We start from the raw sequence: 21,660 nt of genomic DNA on the forward strand, positions 1-21,660 counted from the left end.
GCCAACGCTTCATTAATTAGCAAAGACCTACAGAAAGATGAATTTTTGGATACTGTTACACACGAATTAAGAACTCCAATTACCGCTATTAGAGCTGCAAGCGAAATTTTACACGATGATGATGAAATCCCAGATGAATTAAAAAAGCAGTTTTTACAAAATATTATTTCTGAATCCGATAGATTGAACCGATTAATTGATAAAATTCTTGATTTAGAAAAATTTGAAACTGGAAAACAAATTATTCATCCTACACAGAACAATTTAGTAAAAACGATTGAAAAATCTATAGAATCATTACAGCAACTCATTAAAAACAAACACATTTCAATTCATATTGAAAGCAAACAAGTGGTAACTGCTTTTTATGACGAAGATAGAATTGTGCAAGTAATTACCAATTTAGTATCCAATGCCATTAAATTTTGTCCAGAAACCGATGGCTTAATTTCGATTCAAATTAAGGAAAAGAATAATTTTATTCATACTTTCGTGCAAGACAACGGAAAAGGAATACAACCGAATGATTTTGATGCTATTTTTGATAAATTTTATCAATCTACCAATCAAAACATAAAAAAACCAGTTGGAAGTGGTTTAGGATTAGCGATTTGTAAACAAATTATGGAATATCATAAAGGTAAAATATGGGCAGAACCAAGCGCAAATGGCGCAAGTATAGTTTTTACTTTACCTAAAAATAATACTATTTAAAATGAAAAAAATATTAATTGTAGATGACGAACCCAATATTGTAATGTCATTAGAATATACTTTTAAGAAAAATGATTTTGAAGTTTTTATTGCTCGAGATGGAATAGAGGCATTAGAAATTGTAAAATCTAATTTTCCAGATGTCATCATTTTAGATGTAATGATGCCTCTTGTTGATGGTTATGCTACCTTAGAACACATTAGAAAAGACAGCAATTTATCGCATACTAAAGTCATCTTTTTATCTGCTAAAAACAAAGCAAGTGATATTGAAAAAGGAATGGCATTAGGTGCCGATGCGTATTTAACCAAGCCCTTTTCTATTAAAAAAGTAGTGGAACAAGTACTTGAATTACTTCAATAATTTTTTTAAAAAATATATTAAGGTGAAATTTGTTTTCACCTTTTTTTTGTAATTCAAATATATACTTATTTAGCAACATTATTTTAATTGGTGTGTATTAATTTAGTATTTTTACTTTAAGAATACAGAACAAATTAACAGAAACAATGACGTATCAAGAATTATATGACCATAGTATTCAATCTCCAGAGAAATTTTGGTCAGAACAAGCAAATGCAATACAATGGTTTAAAAAACCAACTACTATTTTGTCTAAAGATCAAAATGAGTATCCTCTTTGGTTTGCAGATGGAGAATTAAACGCTTGTTATTTAGCATTAGACAAACACATTGAAGATGGATTTGGAGATAATGTAGCTATAATTTATGATTCGCCAGTTACACAAACTGTTAAGAAGTATACATATAATGAAGTAAAAGCTGAAGTGGCTAAATTAGCAGGTGGAATGTTGTCTTTAGGCTTAAAAAAAGGAAATACAGCTGTAATTTATATGCCAATGATTCCTCAGGCTGCCTTCGCAATGTTAGCTTGTGCTCGAATAGGAGTAATTCATTCCGTAGTTTTTGGTGGTTTCGCACCACACGAATTGGCAATACGAATAGATGATTGCAAACCAAAAATTGTAATTACAGCATCTTCTGGAATAGAAATAGACCGCTTAATTGCCTACAAACCTTTAGTAGATGATGCCATTGCATTAGCCTCGCATAAGCCAAAAAAAGTAATTATTTTAAACAGAAAATTAGGCGCAAGAATACCTTTTAAAAAATACGATGTCGATTATGATGCTTTAGTTTATGGTTCAGAAGAAGTGCCTTGTGTGCCAGTAGAAGCGACACATCCGTTATATATTTTATATACGTCTGGAACAACAGGAAAGCCAAAAGGAATTGTCAGAGATACAGGAGGTTACGCTACTGCACTTAAATACTCAATGGAACATATTTATGGTGCTAAACCAGATGAAGTATTTTGGGCAGCTTCCGATGTGGGTTGGGTGGTAGGACATAGTTATATTGTTTACGGACCTTTATTGAATAGAAATACAACAATCATTTTTGAAGGAAAACCTATTCGCACTCCAGATGCAAGTACCTTTTGGCGTGTAATTGAAGAGCATAAAGTGAATGTAATGTTTACAGCGCCAACTGCAATTAGAGCTATCAAAAAAGAAGATCCAAATGGAGACTTCATAAAAAAATACGATTTATCAAGTTTAAAAACCCAGTTTTTAGCGGGTGAACGCTGTGATGTCGCTACTTTAGAATGGTATCAAGCACATATTCCAATACCTGCAATTGACCATTGGTGGCAAACAGAATCAGGTTGGCCAATGATTGCTAATATGATGGGAGTAGAGTTTTTACCAATAAAACCAGGATCGGCAGGAAAAGCTGTTACGGGTTATAATATTCAAATCTTTAACGAAGAAGGCGAAGAATTGGCTGCAAACGAAGAAGGGTATGTAGTCATAAAATTACCATTACCTCCAGGAACGATGATGGATTTATGGAATGAAAACGCTCGATTTAAAGCAGGATATTTAGAAAAATTTCCAGGATATTATTTTTCTGGAGATGGCGGATTTAAAGATAAAGACGGTTATATATATATTACGGGTAGGGTAGATGATGTTATTAATGTAGCAGGTCATCGCTTATCTACAGCTGAGATGGAAGAAATTGTTTCTTCACATCACTCGGTTGCAGAGTGTGCTGTTATTGGGATTAATGATGAATTAAAAGGGCAAGTTCCATTAGCATTAGTTGTAAATAAATCTGGTGAAAGTATTGAGCATTTTCAACTGCAACACGAAGTAGTTCAGTTAGTTCGTGAACAAATTGGTGCAGTGGCTTCTTTGCGAGATGTTGTAATTGTGCCGCGATTACCAAAAACTCGCTCAGGTAAAATTTTACGTAAATTATTACGAAATATTGCGGATGGTACTGATTTTCAAATTCCATCTACTATTGATGATGAAGCTATAATTGACGAAGTTAGAACCGAATTTATAAAAGCAAAAATAGGTTCATTTAGATAAAAGTTTATCGAACAAAAGTTAGCTATACTTATTTAGCAAATTATTTCTTTTCCGTAGGAATAGATTTATTATATTTACATTACGAAACAAAAAACCAAACGAATAATGAGTTATTATAAAATTACTGATTTAGAAAATTATTTTAAAATGTACAAAAAATCAGTACGCGAACCAAGAAAATTTTGGGATCGTATTGCTGATGAAAACTTTACTTGGTATCAAAAATGGGATAAAGTTTTTGATTTTGATATGCAAGAAGCCAATTTCAAATGGTTTTTAAATGCGAAAGTAAATATTACTAAAAACTGTATCGATAGGCATTTAGCCAAACGTGGCGATAAAACGGCGATAATTTTTGAACCAAACGATCCAAAAGAAGCCGCGTTACATATTACATATAAAGAATTATATGAGCGCGTTTCTAAAATGGCCAATGTATTACGTGAACAAGGCATTAAAAAAGGTGATAGAGTTTGTATTTACTTACCAATGATTCCAGAATTGGCCGTAGCTGTTTTAGCTTGTGCACGAATTGGAGCCATTCACTCGGTAGTATTTGCTGGATTTTCAGCTTCTGCTGTAGCGGCAAGAATTAACGATTCTGAATGTAAAATGGTAATTACATCCGATGGCGGATTTAGAGGTAATAAATCGGTAGATTTAAAAGGAATCGTAGATGAAGCTTTAGAAAAATGTCCTTGTGTAGAAAAAGTGTTAGTAGCTAAACGAACAAATACGGCTGTAAATATGAAAGATGGTCGTGACATTTGGTTACAACCACTTTTAGATGCTGCTTTAGGAAATAATGTAGCTGAAATTATGGATGCCGAAGATCCGTTGTTTATTTTATATACTTCAGGTTCTACCGGAAAACCAAAAGGAATGTTACATACAACTGCGGGTTATATGGTATATACTGCTTACACGTTTAAAAATGTTTTTAATTACGAAGAAAATGATGTATTCTGGTGTACCGCTGATATTGGTTGGATTACAGGGCACTCTTATATTTTATATGGTCCGTTATTAAATGGAGCCACTACAGTACTTTTCGAAGGCGTACCTTCTTACCCAGATTTTAGTCGTTTTTGGGAAGTAATTGAAAAACATCAAGTCAATCAATTTTACACGGCTCCAACTGCCATTCGTGCTTTAGCCAAAGAAAATTTAGATTATGTTCAAAAATTCCCATTACGTTCTTTAAAAGTTATTGGATCTGTTGGTGAACCTATTAACGAAGAAGCTTGGCATTGGTATAACGACCACGTAGGAGGGAAGCGTTGCCCATTAGTAGACACTTGGTGGCAAACGGAAACAGGTGGAATTATGATTTCTCCAATTCCTTTTGTAACACCAACAAAACCAACCTATGCATCTTTACCTTTACCAGGAATTCAACCGGTTTTAATGGATGAATTACGAAACGAAATTGAAGGCAACCAAGTAACGGGTAGTTTATGTATAAAATTCCCTTGGCCGTCAATGGCAAGAACCATTTGGGGTGATCATCAGCGTTATAAAGAAACCTATTTTACAGCATTCCCAGGCAAATATTTCACTGGAGACGGTGCTTTACGCGATGAAGTTGGATATTACCGAATTACGGGTAGAGTAGATGATGTTATTATTGTTTCCGGACATAATTTAGGAACAGCACCTATTGAAGATTCTATTAATGAGCATCCAGCAGTGGCAGAAAGTGCAATTGTAGGTTTTCCTCACGACATTAAAGGAAATGCGTTATATGGTTTTGTGATTTTAAAAGAAACAGGAGAAACGAGAAATCAAGATAATTTACGTAAAGAAATCAATCAACTTATTTCAGATCAAGTGGGACCGATTGCTAAATTAGACAAAATTCAATTTGTATCTGGTTTACCAAAAACACGTTCTGGAAAAATTATGAGACGTATTTTAAGAAAAATTGCTGAAGGTGATTTCTCTAATTTCGGAGATATTTCTACGTTGTTAAACCCTGAAATTGTTGAAGAAATTAAAAACGAAAAGTTATAATTTCAATTTAATAATATAAAAAGAGGCACTATATAGTGCCTCTTTTTGTATTTAAATAGGTAAAGTTTTTTATTTAATTCCCAATTTACTTTTCAATTTCAAAAATAAAATAGCTATAGAGTAGGCATCATCTGCAACAGAATTTCGTTCACTGATAGAAATATTTAAAAATTTACTCATTTCTTCCATTGCATATTTTTTATCATTCGTTTCTGATAATTTATTAAACATAGCTTCAATATCATATGCCTCATTTTTAAGTTTTCCTAATTTAAGTCGACTTAACATTTGGTTTAGCATTTCGATATCAAAATCAATTCGGTGCCCAATAAATATTGAATTTCCAAGATATTCAATTAAGGTTTCAATCGCCACTTCTTCAGAAACTTTTTCTACTTTACTCACCGTAATAAATTCGTTATCTAAACTAATATCTAATGGAGTAGTGTGCTTAATATAAATTTCAAAAGAGTCTTTCAAAATAATTCTGTTTTCAACTATAGATGTTGCTGCGATAGACATAATCACATCTTTTTCTGTATCTAAACCAGAAGTTTCCATACTAATAACAACGTATTTAGTAGCTGGACTTTTAAAAGATTCAGTATATTTTTTCCAATATTCAGGATATTCTTTATGAAATAATTTTGATAACATATGTTTTATGAAAATTGGGTTAATTTATATTTTGATTTAATTAAATCTGTAACATCTTCAATTTCTAACAAGGCTTTTTTCATTTCCTCTTTATCAATTTTAGACAGTTTTTTTGGGTCGATAAAAGCGCCGTCATTGTCATTTATAATACCTTCTTGGGCTCTTAATTCTTGCAATTTTATATAGTTTTCAGCAAAATCCAAGTATTTTTCAGAATTTTTAGTGTCAATTATGGCCATTTGCTTAAAACGTAAATAGGTATTGTTAATTCCTTTTAAGTTATTACTTAAAGCAAAAATTCGTGCTGCATCAATATAAAATTGTAACCCTTTTTCTTTTAAATTAAATAATTCTTTATGTTTTCCGTTTTCTTCAACAGCAAATTTTTTGAAAAAAGTCAAAGCAGGAGGAAGTTTAAGTAATTGATTACCAATATAATCAAAAAACAAAGTATTATTAGCTAAACTCTGATGTATGGCAATTTCTAATGAATCTTTAATTTTCGTTTCACCGTATATGTATTCAAAATCAAAGAAAATGCCATTAAAATCCGACATATTTTCCCCTGGCGATTTAATACAATTCGTATAAATTGACGTAAAATCAGACAACGATTTACACCATTTGATATTGCTGGCTAAGTGCTCATTTGGACAAGGTTTATAGCCTAAATTCTGCATATTTAAGATGACTAATTTAGCCAATTGTACGAAATAAAATTTAACATCGCGGTGTTTGTCTGCCGCCACATTTTCGAAAACAATTAAATTATCCTGATCACTTAAAACCAATTGCTCTTTTCTGGCCTGACTTCCTAAAGATAGCCAAACAAAACGAGCAGGAGGTGAGCCTATTTTTTCAATTGATAATTTTATACATTGCTGAATAATCGCGTGTAAAATACCACCCACAGTGTTGTTAATATGAAATATCGGAATATTTTTTGTGAATGAATTTTGTATTACAAACAAATATTTAGAATGCACGTATTTTAGTTCCTCAAAATTTTTCGAATTTCGAATTTCATCAATCAAAACCCCTGGGTTATTTGACTGCGATTTAATAATATCGCGTTCCGATATAATGCCTTTTATACGTGTATTTTCTGTACCATCTTCAGTAACACATAAATAGCTGGTTTCGTTTTTTAGAAGCAATAATTGCGCTTCTGCTACAGAAATGGTTTCTTCTACAATAGCCACATTTTGTTGCATAATTGAGCTGCAATCGGCATCAAAATTAATCGCACCGAAAGCCACTTTTTTTCTGAAATCGGCATCCGTAATTAAGCCGTTTATTCTGGCGTTATTCGTAACAATTGCATAGGATTTGTTTGTATCCATCATTTTCTTTGCCACAGTCGAAATACTGGTATGCGTAGGTATTACAAGTGGATTTTTATCATAATCCAATTCCTGAAAATAAGAAAAATCAGTTAATTCTGTTTCCGAACTGGCTTCAGAAATCGCTTTTAAATTTTGATAATTTTCACCGTTGGATTTTGTCTGTTCAGAGAAACTCTCTAAAAAGTAATCCATTACAGCAGCATATTTTGCTAAAAGTGGTTTAAATAAAACAATAGGAATGGCATACACTACAGCATCTTCATTTGCAATAGAATTTAACGAATAATTATTTTTTGCAAAAAACGGACGTAAACCAAAAATTGATCCTACATAACATTTAGAAATTAGAGTTTCTTGTGCATCAATTATTTTTGTTAAATGAATAATACCAGAATGTACAATATAAAAATTCTGATGCAATTCGTCATTGATTTTAAATAATCGTTTTGATTTTTCTAAATAGATAATTTCACTCTGCGAAGCAATTTCTAACAAGTCGCCATAAGCTACTGTTTTAAATGGATCGTATAGCTTTAAAAAATCTACAATGTTTTCTGCAAAAGTATTCTTCATAATAGGAGTAGTAAATACACATCAAAATTAAACAAATAAATCAATTCTTACTAACGTATTCTTAAATATTCTATTTTACATAATGTATATTATAATTCATTAATATTATTTAATATTATCTTAAATTAGATGATTATTGCTAAACATTATTTAATTTTGTAGAAATATAAAATTTAGCACTATGTTAAACTGGTTTAAAAAAATAGCACTACTTGAAGGAATTTCTTTTTTAGTTTTAATTTTTAATATGTTGGTTCTAAAACCAAATTATTTTGATACGTATAAATTAATTCTGAAACCATTCGGAATGCTTCACGGTGTTTTATTTATCTTGTACATAATATTAGCTTTTTTATTGAAAGATGAAAAAAAATGGAATTTAAAAGATTTTAGCATTATTATATTAGCGTCTTTTATTCCGTTTGGTACTTTTTGGGTAGATAAAAAATATTTAAATTAAAGTGCTTAAAATTCGCATATTCCAAAATAAAAAATAATTTTTTTCAAATATGAAAGTTTTCGATCTAATTGAACCAGTATTAAAAAAGCTTGATTTCGGTGCAGATTTTACCTTATACGGAAATTTGTTCGTTAATTTATTGGTATTAATGGTTTTGGCTTATGCTATTGATTATTTGGCAAAAAAAATATTAATAATTGGTTTGGCTATTGTGGCAACGTACACAAAATCAACATTTGACGATTTTTTAGTAGCCAACAAAACCGCTAAATATATTGCTCATTTAGTACCATTATATTATATAAGTATAAAAATACCAATTGTTTTAGATGATTTTGTGTATTGGGAAAATTTATTTGGAAAAAGCGTAAAAATTTTCATCATTATTTTATCACTTTTTATTGTTCGAAGTGTCTTTAATTCCTTAAAAGATTATTTAAAAACTTTACCTAAATATAACGATAAGCCTATAGATAGCTACATTCAAGTCATAATGATTGTATTATGGATTTACGCCTTATTATCTATTATTTTATTGCTTTTTGACACTAAAAAAAGTTCGTTATTAACCGCATTTGGTTCCATTTCGGCATTAATAATTTTAGTCTTTAGAGATACAATTTTAGGTTTTGTTGCCAGTATTCAAGTTACAGTGAACGATATGGTTCGCATTGGAGATTGGATAACTGTCGATAAATTCGGTGCTGATGGAGAAGTAGAAGAAATTAATTTAGCAACGGTTAAAGTCAGAAATTTCGACAATACCACCTCCACTATTCCAACTTATAGCTTAATTTCAGACAGTTTTAGAAATTGGCGCGGTATGATTAATTCTGACGGAAGACGAATCAAAAGACACGTTTTAATAAAAGGTGCTACCGTTCGGTTTGTTACGAATGAAGAATTGGAATCGTTTAAACGTATTCAGTTTGTATCGAATTATATTGATAAGAAAAAATTGGATATTGATAAGTTTAATATGGCCAATAACATCGACAAATCATTAAACGTAAATGGTCGAAATATGACAAATTTAGGTTTGTTTCGAAAATACATTCAAAAATATATTGAAACACATCCTGGAATTAACAAGGATATGCATTTGTTGGTCAGACATTTACAACCCACTGAAAAAGGTATTCCTTTAGAGATTTATTGCTTTAGCAAAGATAAAAAATGGGAAAATTACGAATATATTATGGCAGATATCTTTGACCATATTATCGCTTCTGTTCCTTATTTTGATTTAGAATTATTTGAAGTACAACACGTTAAAGCAGAAAAATTAAATTTATTAGATATTGAATAATAATTTTTAAAAAGTGAATGGTATGACAAATCGAGACAGCATTTTATCTGCAATTAAATCTGAAAAATTAGGTGTTGATTTTTTAGATACATTAACTGAAGAAGCGTTTCAGAATAGCACTTTACGACCAATTTTAAAGTTTCAAAACGATTTGCTTTTGCAGGTCTTTATAAATTATGCTATCAAACAAAAAGGATTGTTTTTCACACTTTCACCAGATAAAAAAGAGAAATACATTGAAAACGTAATTCAAAAAGATATAAAATTCAGAAATGCTTTAAAGGGTATTATTATTGGCTTGTTTTCAGTGGAAGAATATTTAATTTATATTAAAAACTCCTCAAGTTTAAACAAACGAATGATGACATTATTGATTGAAAGATACAGAAGTCAAATACAATTACTTACTAACGAGTAATGGAAATTAACCAATTACCTCAAGATAAAAAAATCATACTTTTTGATGGCGTTTGTAATTATTGTAATGATAAAGTCAATTTTATTATTAAAAATGATGCAAATGATGTATTTAGGTTTGTAGCCTTACAAAGTGAAACTGGACAAAAAATAATTACGTATTTAGGTATTGATAAAACTATAGACAGTATAATACTATACGAACCGGGTTATGCCTATTTTATTAAGTCAGAAGCGGTTTTTAGGATTATTAAACACTTATCTTCATCAGTAAAATTGTTGTTTCTTTTTAATTTTATTCCTATAAATATAAAGAATCTTTTATATGATTTCATCGCAAAAAATAGATACAAATGGTATGGAAAAAATGAGAATTGTTTGCTGCCATCTGAAGATATTACTGATAAATTTATTGCATAAAAAAATCCTGAATTTCTTCAGGATTTTTAATTTTTATTAAAAGTTGAATTTACTCAACAATTAATTTTTCTACTTTCTTAGCTGTAGCTGATTCAATTGTTACCATATAAATCCCTTTAGCTAAATTTTCTAATGAAATTTGAGATAAGTTATTTGAAACTTCTTTAACTACTCTACCATTTAAATCAGTAATTGAAACTTTAGTTAACACTTCAGTTTCAGATTGAATATTTAAAATATCAGTAGCTGGGTTAGGATACATTGTTACTCCAGATAAAGTAAATGATTCTGAGGATAATAATTGAGATACTGTGAAAGAATCTACTAATATTCCGTGTGTTCCAGCCTGAGAATTAATTGGTGATTTATTTTGTATACTAAAATAGTAAACACCAGTTGTTGAAGGAGTAAAAGTATAAGTTTTTTGAGTAAAAGCTGCACTTGAATATCCAGCTTCAGTACCAATAGTATTTGTTTGAGAAGCTAAAGTTTGAGCAGTTCCCCACTTAACATCAAAATTAGATGTCGCAGTAGAAGTAGCAATAGTTTTAAAGTTAGAAACATAAAAAGAAACGGTTGCTAAATTTCCGGCAGTTAAATTAACACCTCTAGAAATTACAGAACTATCTGTATTAACTGTTGTACTACTCAAGCTAAAAATAGAATTAGCACCAGCATAAACCGTTGGATCGCCTGAAACTGCAGCATTAACTCCCCATAAACTTCCTGCAACTGGTGTAGCCGCTAGCCAACCAATAAAAGGGAATGAAGAATTTTCAAAACCTGTAGAATAAGTTGGATTTGTAGGTTCAAAAACTGTGTTAAAACTTATTGCATTAGACCAAAGACTAAAGTCTCCTGCTCCACAATTACTTCTTACATAAAATGAATATACAGTACTTGGATTTAAATTAGTCAAAGCTGCTGAATTAGTAGTTGTATTAATTGTAGTACCAGTACCTTGAGTAAATCCTTGTGGACCATATTCAAAAACATAACCAACTGGAGTTGTTCCTGAAGTTGGAGCAGTCCATCCAATAGATGCCGTAGTAGTAGTTGGAGGAACTAAGAAAGTAAATCCAGAAGGAATAAAGCATGATTGTCCAGTAAATGTAAAAGTGAATGAGCCACCAACATTTTCCCATCTATCATCCCATTCGATATAATATGTAGTTCCAGCTGTAACAGTTACATTACTTAAAGCCGATCTAAAGTTTGTTGCATCAACATCATCATTACTCGCTACACAAACCCATGGATCAGTACAAGCAGTAACAGCTGTATGCACACTCAATCTTGTATCAGCGTCAGCGGGGTTAGCTGCAATATCAGAGGATATTGACATTACACCACTTGAAGAAGGCGTAAATTTATACCACATTGAATTTGGACTTGTTGAGCTAGTAGTGAAACAAGTTCCAGTACCAGTTGATTTAGTACCTGTTATCGTACCAATTACATAAGTACCATTAGCAGTAATATTAACCGCGGAAGCACACGTAAGACCTCCTTGAGAAAATGTAACAAGAGAGAATAACCCAAATGTTAAACTAAGTAAAGATTTTTTCATAAAATATATTTTTAAAATTCATTCAAATTTAATAATTATTTTATAAAAAAGAATTTTTTTAACGTATTATTTCAATTTTCTTCTATTTCGTTCAGAAATTATCAAAGTTAGTTCCCTTCCCGTTTGTCCTGCAACAGATGTATTTTCTTGCGCACGTCTTATTAAATAAGGCATTACGTCTCTAACAGGTCCAAATGGCAAGTACTTTGCAACGTTATAACCATTATGTGCTAAATTATAACTTATATTATCACTCATACCATATAATTGACCAAACCAAATGCGAGAATCGTAATTTGAAATGCCTTTTTCTTGCATTAAATTCATTAATAAGTACGAGCTTTCTTCATTGTGAGTGCCCGCAAAAACAGCCATTTCATTAATATTATCTAACATATAGTTTAATCCATTATTAAAATTAATGTCAGTAGCTTGTTTCGATTCGCAAATTGGGTTTTTATACCCTTTTTCTTCCGCACGTTTGGCTTCTTTTTCCATATATGCACCACGAACTAATTTCATACCAATATGAAAACCTTTTTCTTTCGCTCTTAAATGCAGGGCTTTTAAATAAGGCACTCTATCCCATCTATACAATTGTAAGGTATTGAAAATAATTGCTTTTTTGGTGTTAAATTTTTCCATCATACGCTCCACTACTTCATCTGCTGCATCTTGCATCCAGGTTTCTTCACCGTCAACTAATATTTGAACGTCGCTATCATAGGCGTATTGACAAATTTTTTCAAATCGTGCCACTACTCTATTCCATTCTTCTTGTTCCGCAGTGCTTAATGATGCTTTTTCTCCTATTTTTTCATACAAGTCAATTCTTCCCAATCCGGTTGGTTTAAAAACAGCAAAAGGAATGGCTTTGTTTTCTTTCGCAAAATCAATTGTTTTTAACGTCATTTTCAAACAAGCGTCAAACTGTGCTTCCTCTTCTTTACCCTCTACAGAATAATCTAATACAGAAGAAACGCCTTTGATGTACATTTTTGCCACCACTTGCAAACAATCTTGTTCGCTAACACCACCACAAAAATGATCAAATACGGTTTTTCGTATAATACTTTCAACGGGTAAATGAAATTTTAAGGCAAAATTTGTTAATGAGGTGCCTATTTTTACCAATGAAGGCTTGCCAATCATTTGAAATAAAAAGTGCGCTCTGTTTAATTCAGAGTTAGATTTAAGCGAAAATGCTTTTTCTGTATTGTTAAATATTTTATCCATTATTATTGAATTCATATTAAGGAATGCAAATATACTTATTGAACGAATGATTTCTCATATTTTTTAATTTATTTTGTGAAGAATTTATAAACTGTACAATGACACCTATTCAATCTGATAATTACGCTATTTATTTTAATGATGCAAGTTTTGTGTATTTAGAAAATCTGCTAAAAACTGAAACCTATTCTAAAATTTTTGTATTAGTAGATGAAAACACGAATGAGCATTGTTTACCATATTTTCTTGCGAATTTACCAACCGAAATTGAAATTGAAATCATTGAAATTGAACCTGGTGAAGAAAACAAAAACATATACACGTGTATTGACTTATGGCATACTTTAATTGAATTAGATGCAGATAGAAAAAGCATTATGATTAATTTAGGCGGTGGTGTAATTACAGATATTGGAGGTTTTGTAGCAAGTACATATAAACGAGGTATTGATTTTGTTAATGTTCCAACTTCTCTTTTAGCTATGGTTGATGCTTCTGTTGGTGGAAAAACGGGTGTGGATTTAGGCAGTTTAAAAAATCAAATTGGGGTAATTAACGAACCAAAATCGGTTATTGTAATTTCTAAATTTTTAGAAACATTACCGTCAAACCAAATGCGTTCTGGATTGGCTGAAATGCTAAAACACGGATTAATTTACGACAAAAATTATTGGGATAAATTAAAAAACTTAAATGACTTAAATACAGATGATTTAGATATTTTAATAAAACAATCAATTGAAATAAAAAACGAAATCGTTTCTCAAGATTTAAAAGAAAACGGCATTAGAAAAGCATTAAATTTTGGGCACACATTAGGGCATGCTATTGAAAGTTATTTCTTAGAATCCGAAGAGAAAAAACAATTGCTTCATGGCGAAGCTATTGCTATTGGTATGATATTAGAAAGTTACTTGTCCTATAAGTTAGAATTAATATCTAAAGATAGTTATGCTGAAATAAAATACATTATTACTGATGTTTTTGAAAAAATATCTTTTAATGATTCTGACATCCAAAATATATTAGATTTATTGATTTTCGACAAAAAAAATGAGTTTGGAAACGTTCAATTTACTTTATTAAATAAAATTGGGGAAAGTAAAATCAATCAAATAGTTGATGAATCATTGATTTTATTAGCGTTTGAAGATTATTTGAAGAATTAATTTTTTTTTACTTTACTTCTGTTTTTAGTAATATTATTTTTACTTTTGCTCAACAAAAATGGCACGTATTTCAATTAATTAAATTAGTAATAGTCAAATGAATACAAAATATTCCGACCTTATCAATCAAACTTTCTATTTTCCACAGGAAGAATTTACTTTGAATAAAGATAATTTGCATTTTCACGGTATTGATTTGATGAAATTAGTAGAACAATATGGTACGCCATTGAAATTTACCTATTTACCAAAAATCTCGCAAAACATTAATAGAGCTAAAATGTGGTTCAGAAATGCTATGGAAAAGCATGGTTATGAAGCCAAATATTTTTATTGCTATTGTACAAAAAGTTCTCATTTTGAATTCATTTTAAATGAAGCTCTAAAAAACAATATTCATATTGAAACGTCTTCAGCTTTTGATATTAATATCGTTGAAAACCTTATGGAACAAGGGAAAATCAATAAAAATTCTTTTATCGTTTGTAATGGTTTTAAACGTGATCAATATGTAACTAATATTGCCCGTTTAATTAATAATGGACATAAAAACACTATTCCAGTTATTGATAATTTTGAAGAATTAGATTTACTTCAAGACCAAATTGATGGAAAATTTAAAATCGGAATTCGAATTGCAGCAGAGGAAGAACCTAAATTCGAATTTTATACGTCACGTTTAGGTATTGGCTATAAAGACATTTTACCTTTTTATAGAAAACAAATAGCTGAAAATAAAAAAGTAGAACTTAAAATGCTTCACTTTTTCATTAATGCCGGTATTAATGACACGGCTTATTACTGGAACGAATTGGTAAAGTGTTTGAAAGTATATATTGCCTTAAAAAAAGAATGCCCATCTTTAGATAGTTTAAATATTGGAGGTGGTTTCCCTATTAAAAATTCATTGGCTTTTGAATACGATTATCAATATATGGTTGATGAAATATTGAACCAAATAAAAATAGCATGTGATGATGCAGAAGTTGATGTACCGCATATTTTTACTGAATTTGGTTCATTTACTGTTGGAGAAGCTGGAGGTGCTTTATACCAAGTTTTATATCAAAAGAAACAAAATGATAGAGAAAATTGGAACATGATTGACTCCTCTTTTATTACCACATTACCAGATACTTGGGCTATTAATAAACGATTTGTCATGTTAGCCGTAAATCGCTGGAATGACATTTATGAAAGAGTACTTTTAGGTGGATTAACATGCGATGGAGACGATTATTACAACTCCGAACAACACATGAATGCCGTGTATTTGCCAAAGTATAATAAAGAAAAACCATTATATATTGGCTTTTTCAATACAGGTGCTTACCAAGAAAGCATTGGCGGTTATGGCGGTTTAAGCCATTGTATTTTACCACAACCCAAACACATATTAATTGATAAAGACAAAAACGGAATTTTTGCAACCGAAGTCTTTTCTGAACAACAAAATGCCGAACAAGTTTTGGAAATTTTAGGATACAACAAAAACAAAAACGATAATAAATAAACCCCATGAGTAAAGGACCAATTAGTCAGTTTGTAGAAAAACATTATTTACATTTTAACGCGGCTGCTTTAGTAGATGCTGCTAAAGGATATGAAACCCATTTGTTAGACAACGGGAAAATGATGGTAACGTTAGCTGGTGCCATGAGTACCGCTGAGTTAGGAAAATCATTAGCAGAAATGATTCGTCAAGATAAAATTCATATTATTTCTTGTACAGGTGCCAATTTAGAAGAAGATATTATGAATTTAGTGGCACACAATTCATACAAAAGAGTACCAAATTATAGAGATTTATCTCCAGAAGAAGAAAGAGAGTTGTTAGACAATCATTTCAACAGAGTTACAGATACGTGTATTCCTGAAGAAGAAGCGTTTCGTCGTTTGCAACAACATTTATATGATATTTGGAACAAAGCAGACAAAAACAACGAGAGATATTTTCCACACGAATTCATGTACCAAATGATTAATTCAGGGGTTTTAGAGCAATATTACGAAATCGATCCTAAAGATTCTTGGATGGTTGCCGCTGCAGAAAAGAACTTACCTATTGTTGTTCCAGGTTGGGAAGATAGTACTATGGGTAACATTTTCGCATCTTACTGCATCAAAGGGGAATTTAAAGCATCAACCACTAAAAGCGGTATTGAATACATGATGTGGTTGGCAGATTGGTACCCAAAAAATTGCGCAGGAAAAGGAATTGGATTTTTCCAAGTTGGTGGAGGAATTGCAGGAGATTTCCCTATTTGTGTTGTACCAATGTTATATCAAGATATGGAAATGCATGATGTACCATTTTGGAGTTATTTCTGTCAGATTTCAGATTCAACTACAAGTTATGGATCCTATTCTGGAGCGGTTCCAAATGAAAAAATTACTTGGGGTAAATTAGATGTTGATACACCAAAATTTATCGTAGAATCTGACGCAACTATTGTGACACCTCTAATCTTTGCTTACATTTTAGGTTGGTAATAAGAAAAAAAAAAGTTTTAAAAAAATTTAAATTTTAAAATTAGAATACTAAATTTGACAATTAAAATTGATTAAGGCAAACAAGAAATGAAGAGAGTAATTGTAGAGTACGCAAAATTAACAAACGAGATTTTAAACCTATTGGTTGAAAAATTTCCAGATGGATATGATGATTCGGATATTATTCGATTCAAAAATGCTAAAAATGAGACCATTGAGGCAGTCGAAGTAAAAACAGAAGATACTATTTATTTAGTAAAAGTCAGTATGAAATTGGCTGACAGAATTGAAAATTTTGATGAAGAGGAAGACTTTATTACGCCAGAAGTAAGTATAGATGCAATTAAAGATTTAGGTATTGAAGATGACGAGGATGAGGAAGAGGAAGAAAAAATTGAATTAGATGATGAAGAAGATGCCGATGGAAATAAAATAAAATCAGATTCAGATGATGATGACGATGAAGAATAGAAAATAAAGGCATAAAAAAATCCCGTTTAGTTTTTAAACGGGATTTTTTTTAATTCTAACTATTACAATTCTTTAAAAATCGTATGCATCAAACGTTTTTTATCGTTAATGCTTTCTTCTAATGAAATCATAGTTTCGGTTCTGTAAACCCCATCAATATCATCAATTTGAAAAATAATGTCTTTTGCATTTGCAGTATCTTTTGCTCTAATTTTACAGAAAATATTAAATTTTCCAGTAGTTACAGAAGCTACAGTTACAAACGGAATTTCATTAATACGTTCTAAAACAAATTTTGTTTGAGACGTACTATTTAAAAAGATACCAACATATGCAATGAATGAATACCCTAATTTCTCGTAATCTAAAGTTAATGAAGAACCTTGAATAATACCCGCATCTTCCATCTTTTTTACTCTAACGTGCACCGTACCAGCAGATATTAATAATTTTTTAGCAATATCTGTAAAAGGGATTCTAGTATTGTCAATTAACATATCTAAAATCTGGTGATCTACTTCATCTAATCTAAACTTACTCATAATCAATCTGTTTTTATCTTTTTTATACTAAACTTTTATAATGTCGCCAATTTTAGGGAAGTTTCGATCTTCATATTCATACATTTTATTTTCAAAATAAATGGTTTGATGGGCGAAAAAAGTGTCTAAATTTTCAATCTGAATAATTTCAGGAATAAATTCAATTCTATTACCTTTTAAAACTTCCTTATATTGAACTGCAAATTTAATATTTTTTTCTACATTATTATCATTAATTTTCACATTTTTGAAAATAAAATCATAAAAACATTTATTATTTTGATAAATATTCAAATAATTCCCCAAATCGTTGCTAACTATATCGTTTTCGTTAATAAATGAAATTGCAGCTTTTAAAGCGATGAAAACAAATTTTCTAACTTCGTCTCGATTATAATCATTTACATAATGTCCCGCTTCAAATAAAATAGTAGGATATCCCCTATTTGTAAAATAATCTCCTGTACAATTAATATTAAAGGAATCATCAAATCGTCCGACTTGATTAGGAATGTATTTTTGTAATTCATTATTAATACCAACAATTACAGCGGCAGCTTCTTCTCGAACCGAATTAAATGTACGTGCTTCGTTATAGGATGCTGTTAGAAATGACATCGTTGCAGGTTTCTGACTTTCCAACAAACCAAAAATAGTACGTTGGTCGTGTAGATTAAAACAATAATCAGGAGTAAAAGTTTCTAAAACTGTCCGTAATACCTTACTTTCAGGTTGTGTGCATTCAAAAGCATCTCTGTTTAAATCTACGCCATTGGCATTTTCTCTTGTATAAGCTGCTGCGCCGTCTGGATTTAATATCGGTATAATATAAAAAGTAACTAATTTTGAAAGGCTTTCAAACTCATTTTCGTTATGATGTAAAAAGTTTAAATAATCTATCAGACCTTTAGTTGTAGTACTTTCATTCCCGTGCATTTGCGACCAAATCAAAATCTTAACCTTTCCTTCTCCAAATTGAATCACTTTTATAGGTTGCTGTTTTACAGAAAACCCAACGGTTGAAATTTTAAATACAGAAGGTAAGGTTTCTAAAAAAGAATATAAATGAGTAGCTGTTACGTATCTTCCTTGAATCGATTCGTACAGATATTTGGTGGCTAATTGTAAATTATCTTTCATATTACAAATGTAAATATATTTCATTTTACATTTGTAAACAACAAAAACCTACAAATGAAACTGAAATATGCGTTTTCTTTCAACTTAAATTTTACAAGTGTAAACATATTTTAATTAATTAATCTAAATAACTTAATTTCAGTTACTTAAATACTATTATATAAACTATATATTTGTATAATAAATCATTATTTATGCTTAAATAAACGGTATATCATTATGTTTTAACAATAATTTGTTACATTTGTAAACAATATTTCAATTTTAATTCGGATGATAAATACAGACCACTTCGTAAAACGATTAGAAACCATTTTTGAGTATTATGGTTTAACAGCCTCTCTTTTTGCAGATAAAATTAATGTACAACGATCAAGTATCTCTCACCTACTTTCTGGTAGAAACAAACCGAGTTTAGATTTTATATTAAAAGTAATTGAAAATTTTCCTGAAGTAGAATTATTGTGGTTGCTAAATGGAAAAGGAAGTTTTCCAAAAGGAGAAATGGGTTCTAATGAAAAATTAACTGTTTCGTCCGAAGAAAAAACAGAACAAGAAATAGATTTGTTTTCTCAAAAAACTACCCTATTTGAAACTCTTCCTGAAAATAAATCAAATATGCCAAAAATTGAAACAGAAGTCAAACCGATACATTCGGAGTCAAAAATAGAACGAATTGTAGTGTTTTATAACGATGGAACGTTTAAGAATTACACGCCTTAACGAGTGTAACTAAAAGCTGGTACTTTTCCTTTAATATTGGTAAATAAAGATTCTAAGTAAAATGAATCTTTCTCAAAATCGTTAGTTATTGTGAATGCATCAAAAATAATAACTTGTTTGTTTTCATAATCAAATGCAATAGGAATTATCGGCACATTTGCTTTTTGAGCGATATAATAATACCCAGATTTCCATTGTGTTACCTTTTTTCTGGTGCCTTCTGGAGACAACGACAATCGCAAAACATCTTTTGTGTCGAATATTTTTGCAATGGCTTCTACCTTATTTTCTGTCTTATTTCTATTAAGTGGAATGCCCCCCATCCATTTTAAATAGCCGCCTAACGGAAAACGAAACAATTCTTGTTTAGCTAAAAAATTAATTTCTACAGGATAGGTTCCTCTAAAAAAAACACCAATAAAAAAATCAAACCAACTGGTGTGAGGCACTACAATTAGTACGCATTTTTTAATTGAGGCGTCAAAAGTACCCTTGACTTTCCAGCCCATTATTTTAAAAAACAGTAGTCTATATAGTGAATGTTTCATTCTTTTACATTTTGAGAAAAAGCAAAAATAAAGTATATTTACGTAATTTATATGATGATGTTTAAAAAAATACTCAGCTACTTCTATCCTATCACAATTTATAAGGAAACTTCAACGATAAGCAAGTCAATTGAAGTGACTATATACAACGGAAAAATGCTACTAAACACCAAAAACACGAATTATTCTTTCGGAAGTTTGCAGTCAATATTAAAAAAAGGACTTTTAGATATTGGTGCAGCTGAAATTAATAGAATGGAATCTATATTAATTTTGGGTGTAGCTGGCGGTAGCGTCGTGCAAACGTTAGTTACTGATTTTTCGTTTTCCAAAAAAATTACAGGTGTAGAATTGGATTCAGAAATTATACAAATTGCCAATTCGTATTTCGGTTTAGATAAAATAAGTAATTTTAAATGTCTTATTCAAGATGCGGAACAGTTTGTAAAAACAGATAAAAACCAATACGATTTACTAATTATTGATATTTTTAAAGATACCGAAATGCCTGAGTTTTTATTTCAAGAAAGCTTCATTACTAATTGTAAACGATTACTTAATAAAAACGGGTATATCTTATTTAATACGATGCATTTAAATAAAAGTAATCTTTCAAAAACAGAAGACTATCTATCGCATTTTGATTCAAATTTATACGAAACAAAAGTGCTAAAGAATATTGAAAAATATAATAATGTAATTATAATTAAAAATATATAAAATTTCAACCCATACAATATGAAACATTTTTTAAGAAAACTATTATTGGGAAATATTACCAAAACAGACAAGCCGCTTTTAAAAGTAAATCCCATTCGAAAGCGCATAGTAAATATCCAATCCATTTGGAATAACGACCATCAAGAGGATAACGGCATTGAAAAAATATTTAGATTGTCTTTATCAATTTCACAACTAATTTTTCCTGGTGTCTACATTAAGTACTTATTTTCAAGAAAAAACTATGAGTATCAAGATATTGCAATGGATTCTTACATCATTTTAAAATTGCTATTTCCAATTTATATCTTAAAAAACAACTTACAAGATCAAAATATTTTAATTTATATTATGGTATACCTGCTTTTAGAAACCATTTTATATATACCTACATTAATTTTCGCTTCAGATATGCTTTCGCGACCAAAGTCATATAAACGTTCGATGTTATTGTTGTTTTTAAATTATTTAGAAATTGTTTTTGCATTTGCTGTTTTATATACTTTGGGAGATAATATGAACAAACCTTTTACACATTGGTTTGATGCCGTTTATTTTAGCATAATTACGGCAAACTCTGTAGGATATGGCGATTTTTACCCCGTAACACCATATGCTAAAGTATTAGTTAGTATTCAAGCTATGTTCTTTTTATCGTTTGTGGTATTGTTTTTAAACTTCTTTTCAGCCAAAGTAAAAAATAAAGGGTATTTTGATAACGAAGAGTAATATA

22 protein-coding genes are annotated in these 21,660 nt (G+C 30.3%); 15 read left to right on the forward strand and 7 right to left on the reverse strand.

Features of this window, described 5'->3' with window-relative positions:
* From ACIQ11_RS01235 to acs, 4 genes are all read left to right on the forward strand, one after another.
* On the forward strand, positions 1–714 hold a 714-nt coding region (locus ACIQ11_RS01235), incomplete at its 5' end, for a sensor histidine kinase (RefSeq protein ID WP_396152057.1).
* Position 715: 1 nt separating this feature from the next.
* The gene (locus tag ACIQ11_RS01240) at positions 716–1,078 is read left to right on the forward strand and encodes a response regulator transcription factor (protein WP_396152059.1); all 363 of its coding nucleotides are present in this window, start codon (positions 716–718) and stop codon (positions 1,076–1,078) included.
* 122 nt (positions 1,079–1,200) lie between these two features.
* Positions 1,201–3,120: a propionyl-CoA synthetase gene (locus ACIQ11_RS01245; protein WP_396152100.1), complete on the forward strand. Its 1,920-nt coding sequence runs from the start codon at positions 1,201–1,203 to the stop codon at positions 3,118–3,120.
* 105 nt (positions 3,121–3,225) lie between these two features.
* The gene (acs, locus tag ACIQ11_RS01250) at positions 3,226–5,133 is read left to right on the forward strand and encodes an acetate--CoA ligase (protein ID WP_396152061.1); all 1,908 of its coding nucleotides are present in this window, start codon (positions 3,226–3,228) and stop codon (positions 5,131–5,133) included.
* 69 nt (positions 5,134–5,202) lie between these two features.
* Here the strand turns inward: acs and ACIQ11_RS01255 are convergent, their stop codons facing one another.
* On the reverse strand, positions 5,203–5,790 hold the full coding sequence (locus ACIQ11_RS01255; protein ID WP_396152063.1) for a PolC-type DNA polymerase III: 588 nt from the start codon (positions 5,788–5,790) through the stop codon (positions 5,203–5,205).
* 5 nt (positions 5,791–5,795) lie between these two features.
* The gene (locus tag ACIQ11_RS01260) at positions 5,796–7,709 is read right to left on the reverse strand and encodes a DUF294 nucleotidyltransferase-like domain-containing protein (RefSeq protein ID WP_396152065.1); all 1,914 of its coding nucleotides are present in this window, start codon (positions 7,707–7,709) and stop codon (positions 5,796–5,798) included.
* A 181-nt stretch (positions 7,710–7,890) separates the two neighbouring features.
* Here ACIQ11_RS01260 and ACIQ11_RS01265 point away from each other — a divergent pair, with 181 nt between their 5' ends.
* The 4 genes from ACIQ11_RS01265 to ACIQ11_RS01280 are packed head-to-tail and all read left to right on the forward strand — an operon-like array spanning position 7,891 to position 10,315.
* Positions 7,891–8,169 (forward strand): DUF3817 domain-containing protein, encoded by a 279-nt coding sequence (locus ACIQ11_RS01265; protein WP_396152067.1) that lies wholly within the window; start codon positions 7,891–7,893, stop codon positions 8,167–8,169.
* 49 nt (positions 8,170–8,218) lie between these two features.
* The gene (locus ACIQ11_RS01270; protein ID WP_396152069.1) at positions 8,219–9,478 is read left to right on the forward strand and encodes a mechanosensitive ion channel family protein; all 1,260 of its coding nucleotides are present in this window, start codon (positions 8,219–8,221) and stop codon (positions 9,476–9,478) included.
* A 22-nt stretch (positions 9,479–9,500) separates the two neighbouring features.
* Complete coding sequence (locus ACIQ11_RS01275) at positions 9,501–9,896, forward strand: glyoxalase (protein ID WP_396152071.1); 396 nt, start codon at positions 9,501–9,503, stop codon at positions 9,894–9,896.
* A 5-nt stretch (positions 9,897–9,901) separates the two neighbouring features.
* Positions 9,902–10,315: a thiol-disulfide oxidoreductase DCC family protein gene (locus tag ACIQ11_RS01280; RefSeq protein WP_396152102.1), complete on the forward strand. Its 414-nt coding sequence runs from the start codon at positions 9,902–9,904 to the stop codon at positions 10,313–10,315.
* 49 nt (positions 10,316–10,364) lie between these two features.
* On the opposite strand, the gene ACIQ11_RS01285 is transcribed toward ACIQ11_RS01280, so the two are convergent.
* Together ACIQ11_RS01285 and ACIQ11_RS01290 are read right to left on the reverse strand one after the other, a co-directional pair.
* On the reverse strand, positions 10,365–11,885 hold the full coding sequence (locus tag ACIQ11_RS01285) for a T9SS type A sorting domain-containing protein (RefSeq protein ID WP_396152073.1): 1,521 nt from the start codon (positions 11,883–11,885) through the stop codon (positions 10,365–10,367).
* 66 nt (positions 11,886–11,951) lie between these two features.
* Complete coding sequence (locus ACIQ11_RS01290) at positions 11,952–13,121, reverse strand: proline dehydrogenase family protein (protein WP_396152104.1); 1,170 nt, start codon at positions 13,119–13,121, stop codon at positions 11,952–11,954.
* Positions 13,122–13,219: 98 nt separating this feature from the next.
* Between ACIQ11_RS01290 and aroB the strand changes: the two genes are divergently transcribed.
* From aroB to ACIQ11_RS01310, 4 genes are all read left to right on the forward strand, one after another.
* Positions 13,220–14,290, forward strand: a complete 1,071-nt coding sequence (gene aroB, locus ACIQ11_RS01295) for a 3-dehydroquinate synthase (RefSeq protein WP_396152075.1) — start codon at positions 13,220–13,222, stop codon at positions 14,288–14,290.
* 97 nt (positions 14,291–14,387) lie between these two features.
* Positions 14,388–15,803 carry an arginine decarboxylase gene (locus ACIQ11_RS01300; protein WP_396150291.1) on the forward strand — a complete coding sequence of 472 codons (1,416 nt, stop codon included), beginning with the start codon at positions 14,388–14,390 and terminating at the stop codon, positions 15,801–15,803.
* Between the two features lie 5 nt (positions 15,804–15,808).
* Positions 15,809–16,783: a deoxyhypusine synthase family protein gene (locus ACIQ11_RS01305; RefSeq protein ID WP_396152077.1), complete on the forward strand. Its 975-nt coding sequence runs from the start codon at positions 15,809–15,811 to the stop codon at positions 16,781–16,783.
* Positions 16,784–16,870: 87 nt separating this feature from the next.
* The gene (locus ACIQ11_RS01310; RefSeq protein WP_353079534.1) at positions 16,871–17,254 is read left to right on the forward strand and encodes a DNA primase; all 384 of its coding nucleotides are present in this window, start codon (positions 16,871–16,873) and stop codon (positions 17,252–17,254) included.
* Positions 17,255–17,316: 62 nt separating this feature from the next.
* Here ACIQ11_RS01310 and ACIQ11_RS01315 read toward each other — a convergent pair whose 3' ends face one another.
* Positions 17,317–17,796 carry an Lrp/AsnC family transcriptional regulator gene (locus ACIQ11_RS01315; RefSeq protein ID WP_166077097.1) on the reverse strand — a complete coding sequence of 160 codons (480 nt, stop codon included), beginning with the start codon at positions 17,794–17,796 and terminating at the stop codon, positions 17,317–17,319.
* A 27-nt stretch (positions 17,797–17,823) separates the two neighbouring features.
* Positions 17,824–18,960: a M14 family zinc carboxypeptidase gene (locus ACIQ11_RS01320; RefSeq protein ID WP_396152079.1), complete on the reverse strand. Its 1,137-nt coding sequence runs from the start codon at positions 18,958–18,960 to the stop codon at positions 17,824–17,826.
* A 249-nt stretch (positions 18,961–19,209) separates the two neighbouring features.
* On the opposite strand from ACIQ11_RS01320, the gene ACIQ11_RS01325 reads away from it, so the two are divergent.
* Entirely contained in the window at positions 19,210–19,659 is a 450-nt protein-coding gene (locus ACIQ11_RS01325; RefSeq protein ID WP_396152082.1) for a helix-turn-helix domain-containing protein, read from the forward strand.
* On the opposite strand, the gene ACIQ11_RS01330 is transcribed toward ACIQ11_RS01325, so the two are convergent.
* On the reverse strand, positions 19,656–20,207 hold the full coding sequence (locus tag ACIQ11_RS01330) for a 1-acyl-sn-glycerol-3-phosphate acyltransferase (protein ID WP_396152084.1): 552 nt from the start codon (positions 20,205–20,207) through the stop codon (positions 19,656–19,658). The two genes, ACIQ11_RS01325 and ACIQ11_RS01330, sit on opposite strands and share 4 nt — an antisense overlap.
* A gap of 156 nt (positions 20,208–20,363) precedes the next feature.
* On the opposite strand from ACIQ11_RS01330, the gene ACIQ11_RS01335 reads away from it, so the two are divergent.
* Complete coding sequence (locus ACIQ11_RS01335) at positions 20,364–20,927, forward strand: spermidine synthase (RefSeq protein ID WP_396152086.1); 564 nt, start codon at positions 20,364–20,366, stop codon at positions 20,925–20,927.
* A gap of 18 nt (positions 20,928–20,945) precedes the next feature.
* Complete coding sequence (locus ACIQ11_RS01340; RefSeq protein WP_353079825.1) at positions 20,946–21,656, forward strand: potassium channel family protein; 711 nt, start codon at positions 20,946–20,948, stop codon at positions 21,654–21,656.
* Positions 21,657–21,660: the final 4 nt, after the last annotated feature.

The sequence above is a fragment of the Flavobacterium sp. genome, from assembly GCF_044361065.1.
In the GTDB taxonomy this organism is placed as follows: domain Bacteria; phylum Bacteroidota; class Bacteroidia; order Flavobacteriales; family Flavobacteriaceae; genus Flavobacterium.

What these genes read in the sequence shown, in the direction of transcription:
- ACIQ11_RS01240 (WP_396152059.1), top strand. Translation starts at nt 716, where the DNA reads ATGAAAAAAATATTAATTGTAGATGACGAACCCAATATTGTAATGTCA.
- acs (WP_396152061.1), top strand. Translation starts at nt 3,226, where the DNA reads ATGAGTTATTATAAAATTACTGATTTAGAAAATTATTTTAAAATGTAC.
- ACIQ11_RS01255 (WP_396152063.1), bottom strand. Translation starts at nt 5,790, where the DNA reads ATGTTATCAAAATTATTTCATAAAGAATATCCTGAATATTGGAAAAAA.
- ACIQ11_RS01260 (WP_396152065.1), bottom strand. Translation starts at nt 7,709, where the DNA reads ATGAAGAATACTTTTGCAGAAAACATTGTAGATTTTTTAAAGCTATAC.
- ACIQ11_RS01265 (WP_396152067.1), top strand. Translation starts at nt 7,891, where the DNA reads ATGTTAAACTGGTTTAAAAAAATAGCACTACTTGAAGGAATTTCTTTT.
- ACIQ11_RS01270 (WP_396152069.1), top strand. Translation starts at nt 8,219, where the DNA reads ATGAAAGTTTTCGATCTAATTGAACCAGTATTAAAAAAGCTTGATTTC.
- ACIQ11_RS01275 (WP_396152071.1), top strand. Translation starts at nt 9,501, where the DNA reads ATGACAAATCGAGACAGCATTTTATCTGCAATTAAATCTGAAAAATTA.
- ACIQ11_RS01285 (WP_396152073.1), bottom strand. Translation starts at nt 11,885, where the DNA reads ATGAAAAAATCTTTACTTAGTTTAACATTTGGGTTATTCTCTCTTGTT.
- ACIQ11_RS01290 (WP_396152104.1), bottom strand. Translation starts at nt 13,121, where the DNA reads ATGGATAAAATATTTAACAATACAGAAAAAGCATTTTCGCTTAAATCT.
- aroB (WP_396152075.1), top strand. Translation starts at nt 13,220, where the DNA reads ATGACACCTATTCAATCTGATAATTACGCTATTTATTTTAATGATGCA.
- ACIQ11_RS01300 (WP_396150291.1), top strand. Translation starts at nt 14,388, where the DNA reads ATGAATACAAAATATTCCGACCTTATCAATCAAACTTTCTATTTTCCA.
- ACIQ11_RS01305 (WP_396152077.1), top strand. Translation starts at nt 15,809, where the DNA reads ATGAGTAAAGGACCAATTAGTCAGTTTGTAGAAAAACATTATTTACAT.
- ACIQ11_RS01310 (WP_353079534.1), top strand. Translation starts at nt 16,871, where the DNA reads ATGAAGAGAGTAATTGTAGAGTACGCAAAATTAACAAACGAGATTTTA.
- ACIQ11_RS01315 (WP_166077097.1), bottom strand. Translation starts at nt 17,796, where the DNA reads ATGAGTAAGTTTAGATTAGATGAAGTAGATCACCAGATTTTAGATATG.
- ACIQ11_RS01320 (WP_396152079.1), bottom strand. Translation starts at nt 18,960, where the DNA reads ATGAAATATATTTACATTTGTAATATGAAAGATAATTTACAATTAGCC.
- ACIQ11_RS01325 (WP_396152082.1), top strand. Translation starts at nt 19,210, where the DNA reads ATGATAAATACAGACCACTTCGTAAAACGATTAGAAACCATTTTTGAG.
- ACIQ11_RS01330 (WP_396152084.1), bottom strand. Translation starts at nt 20,207, where the DNA reads ATGAAACATTCACTATATAGACTACTGTTTTTTAAAATAATGGGCTGG.
- ACIQ11_RS01335 (WP_396152086.1), top strand. Translation starts at nt 20,364, where the DNA reads ATGCTACTAAACACCAAAAACACGAATTATTCTTTCGGAAGTTTGCAG.
- ACIQ11_RS01340 (WP_353079825.1), top strand. Translation starts at nt 20,946, where the DNA reads ATGAAACATTTTTTAAGAAAACTATTATTGGGAAATATTACCAAAACA.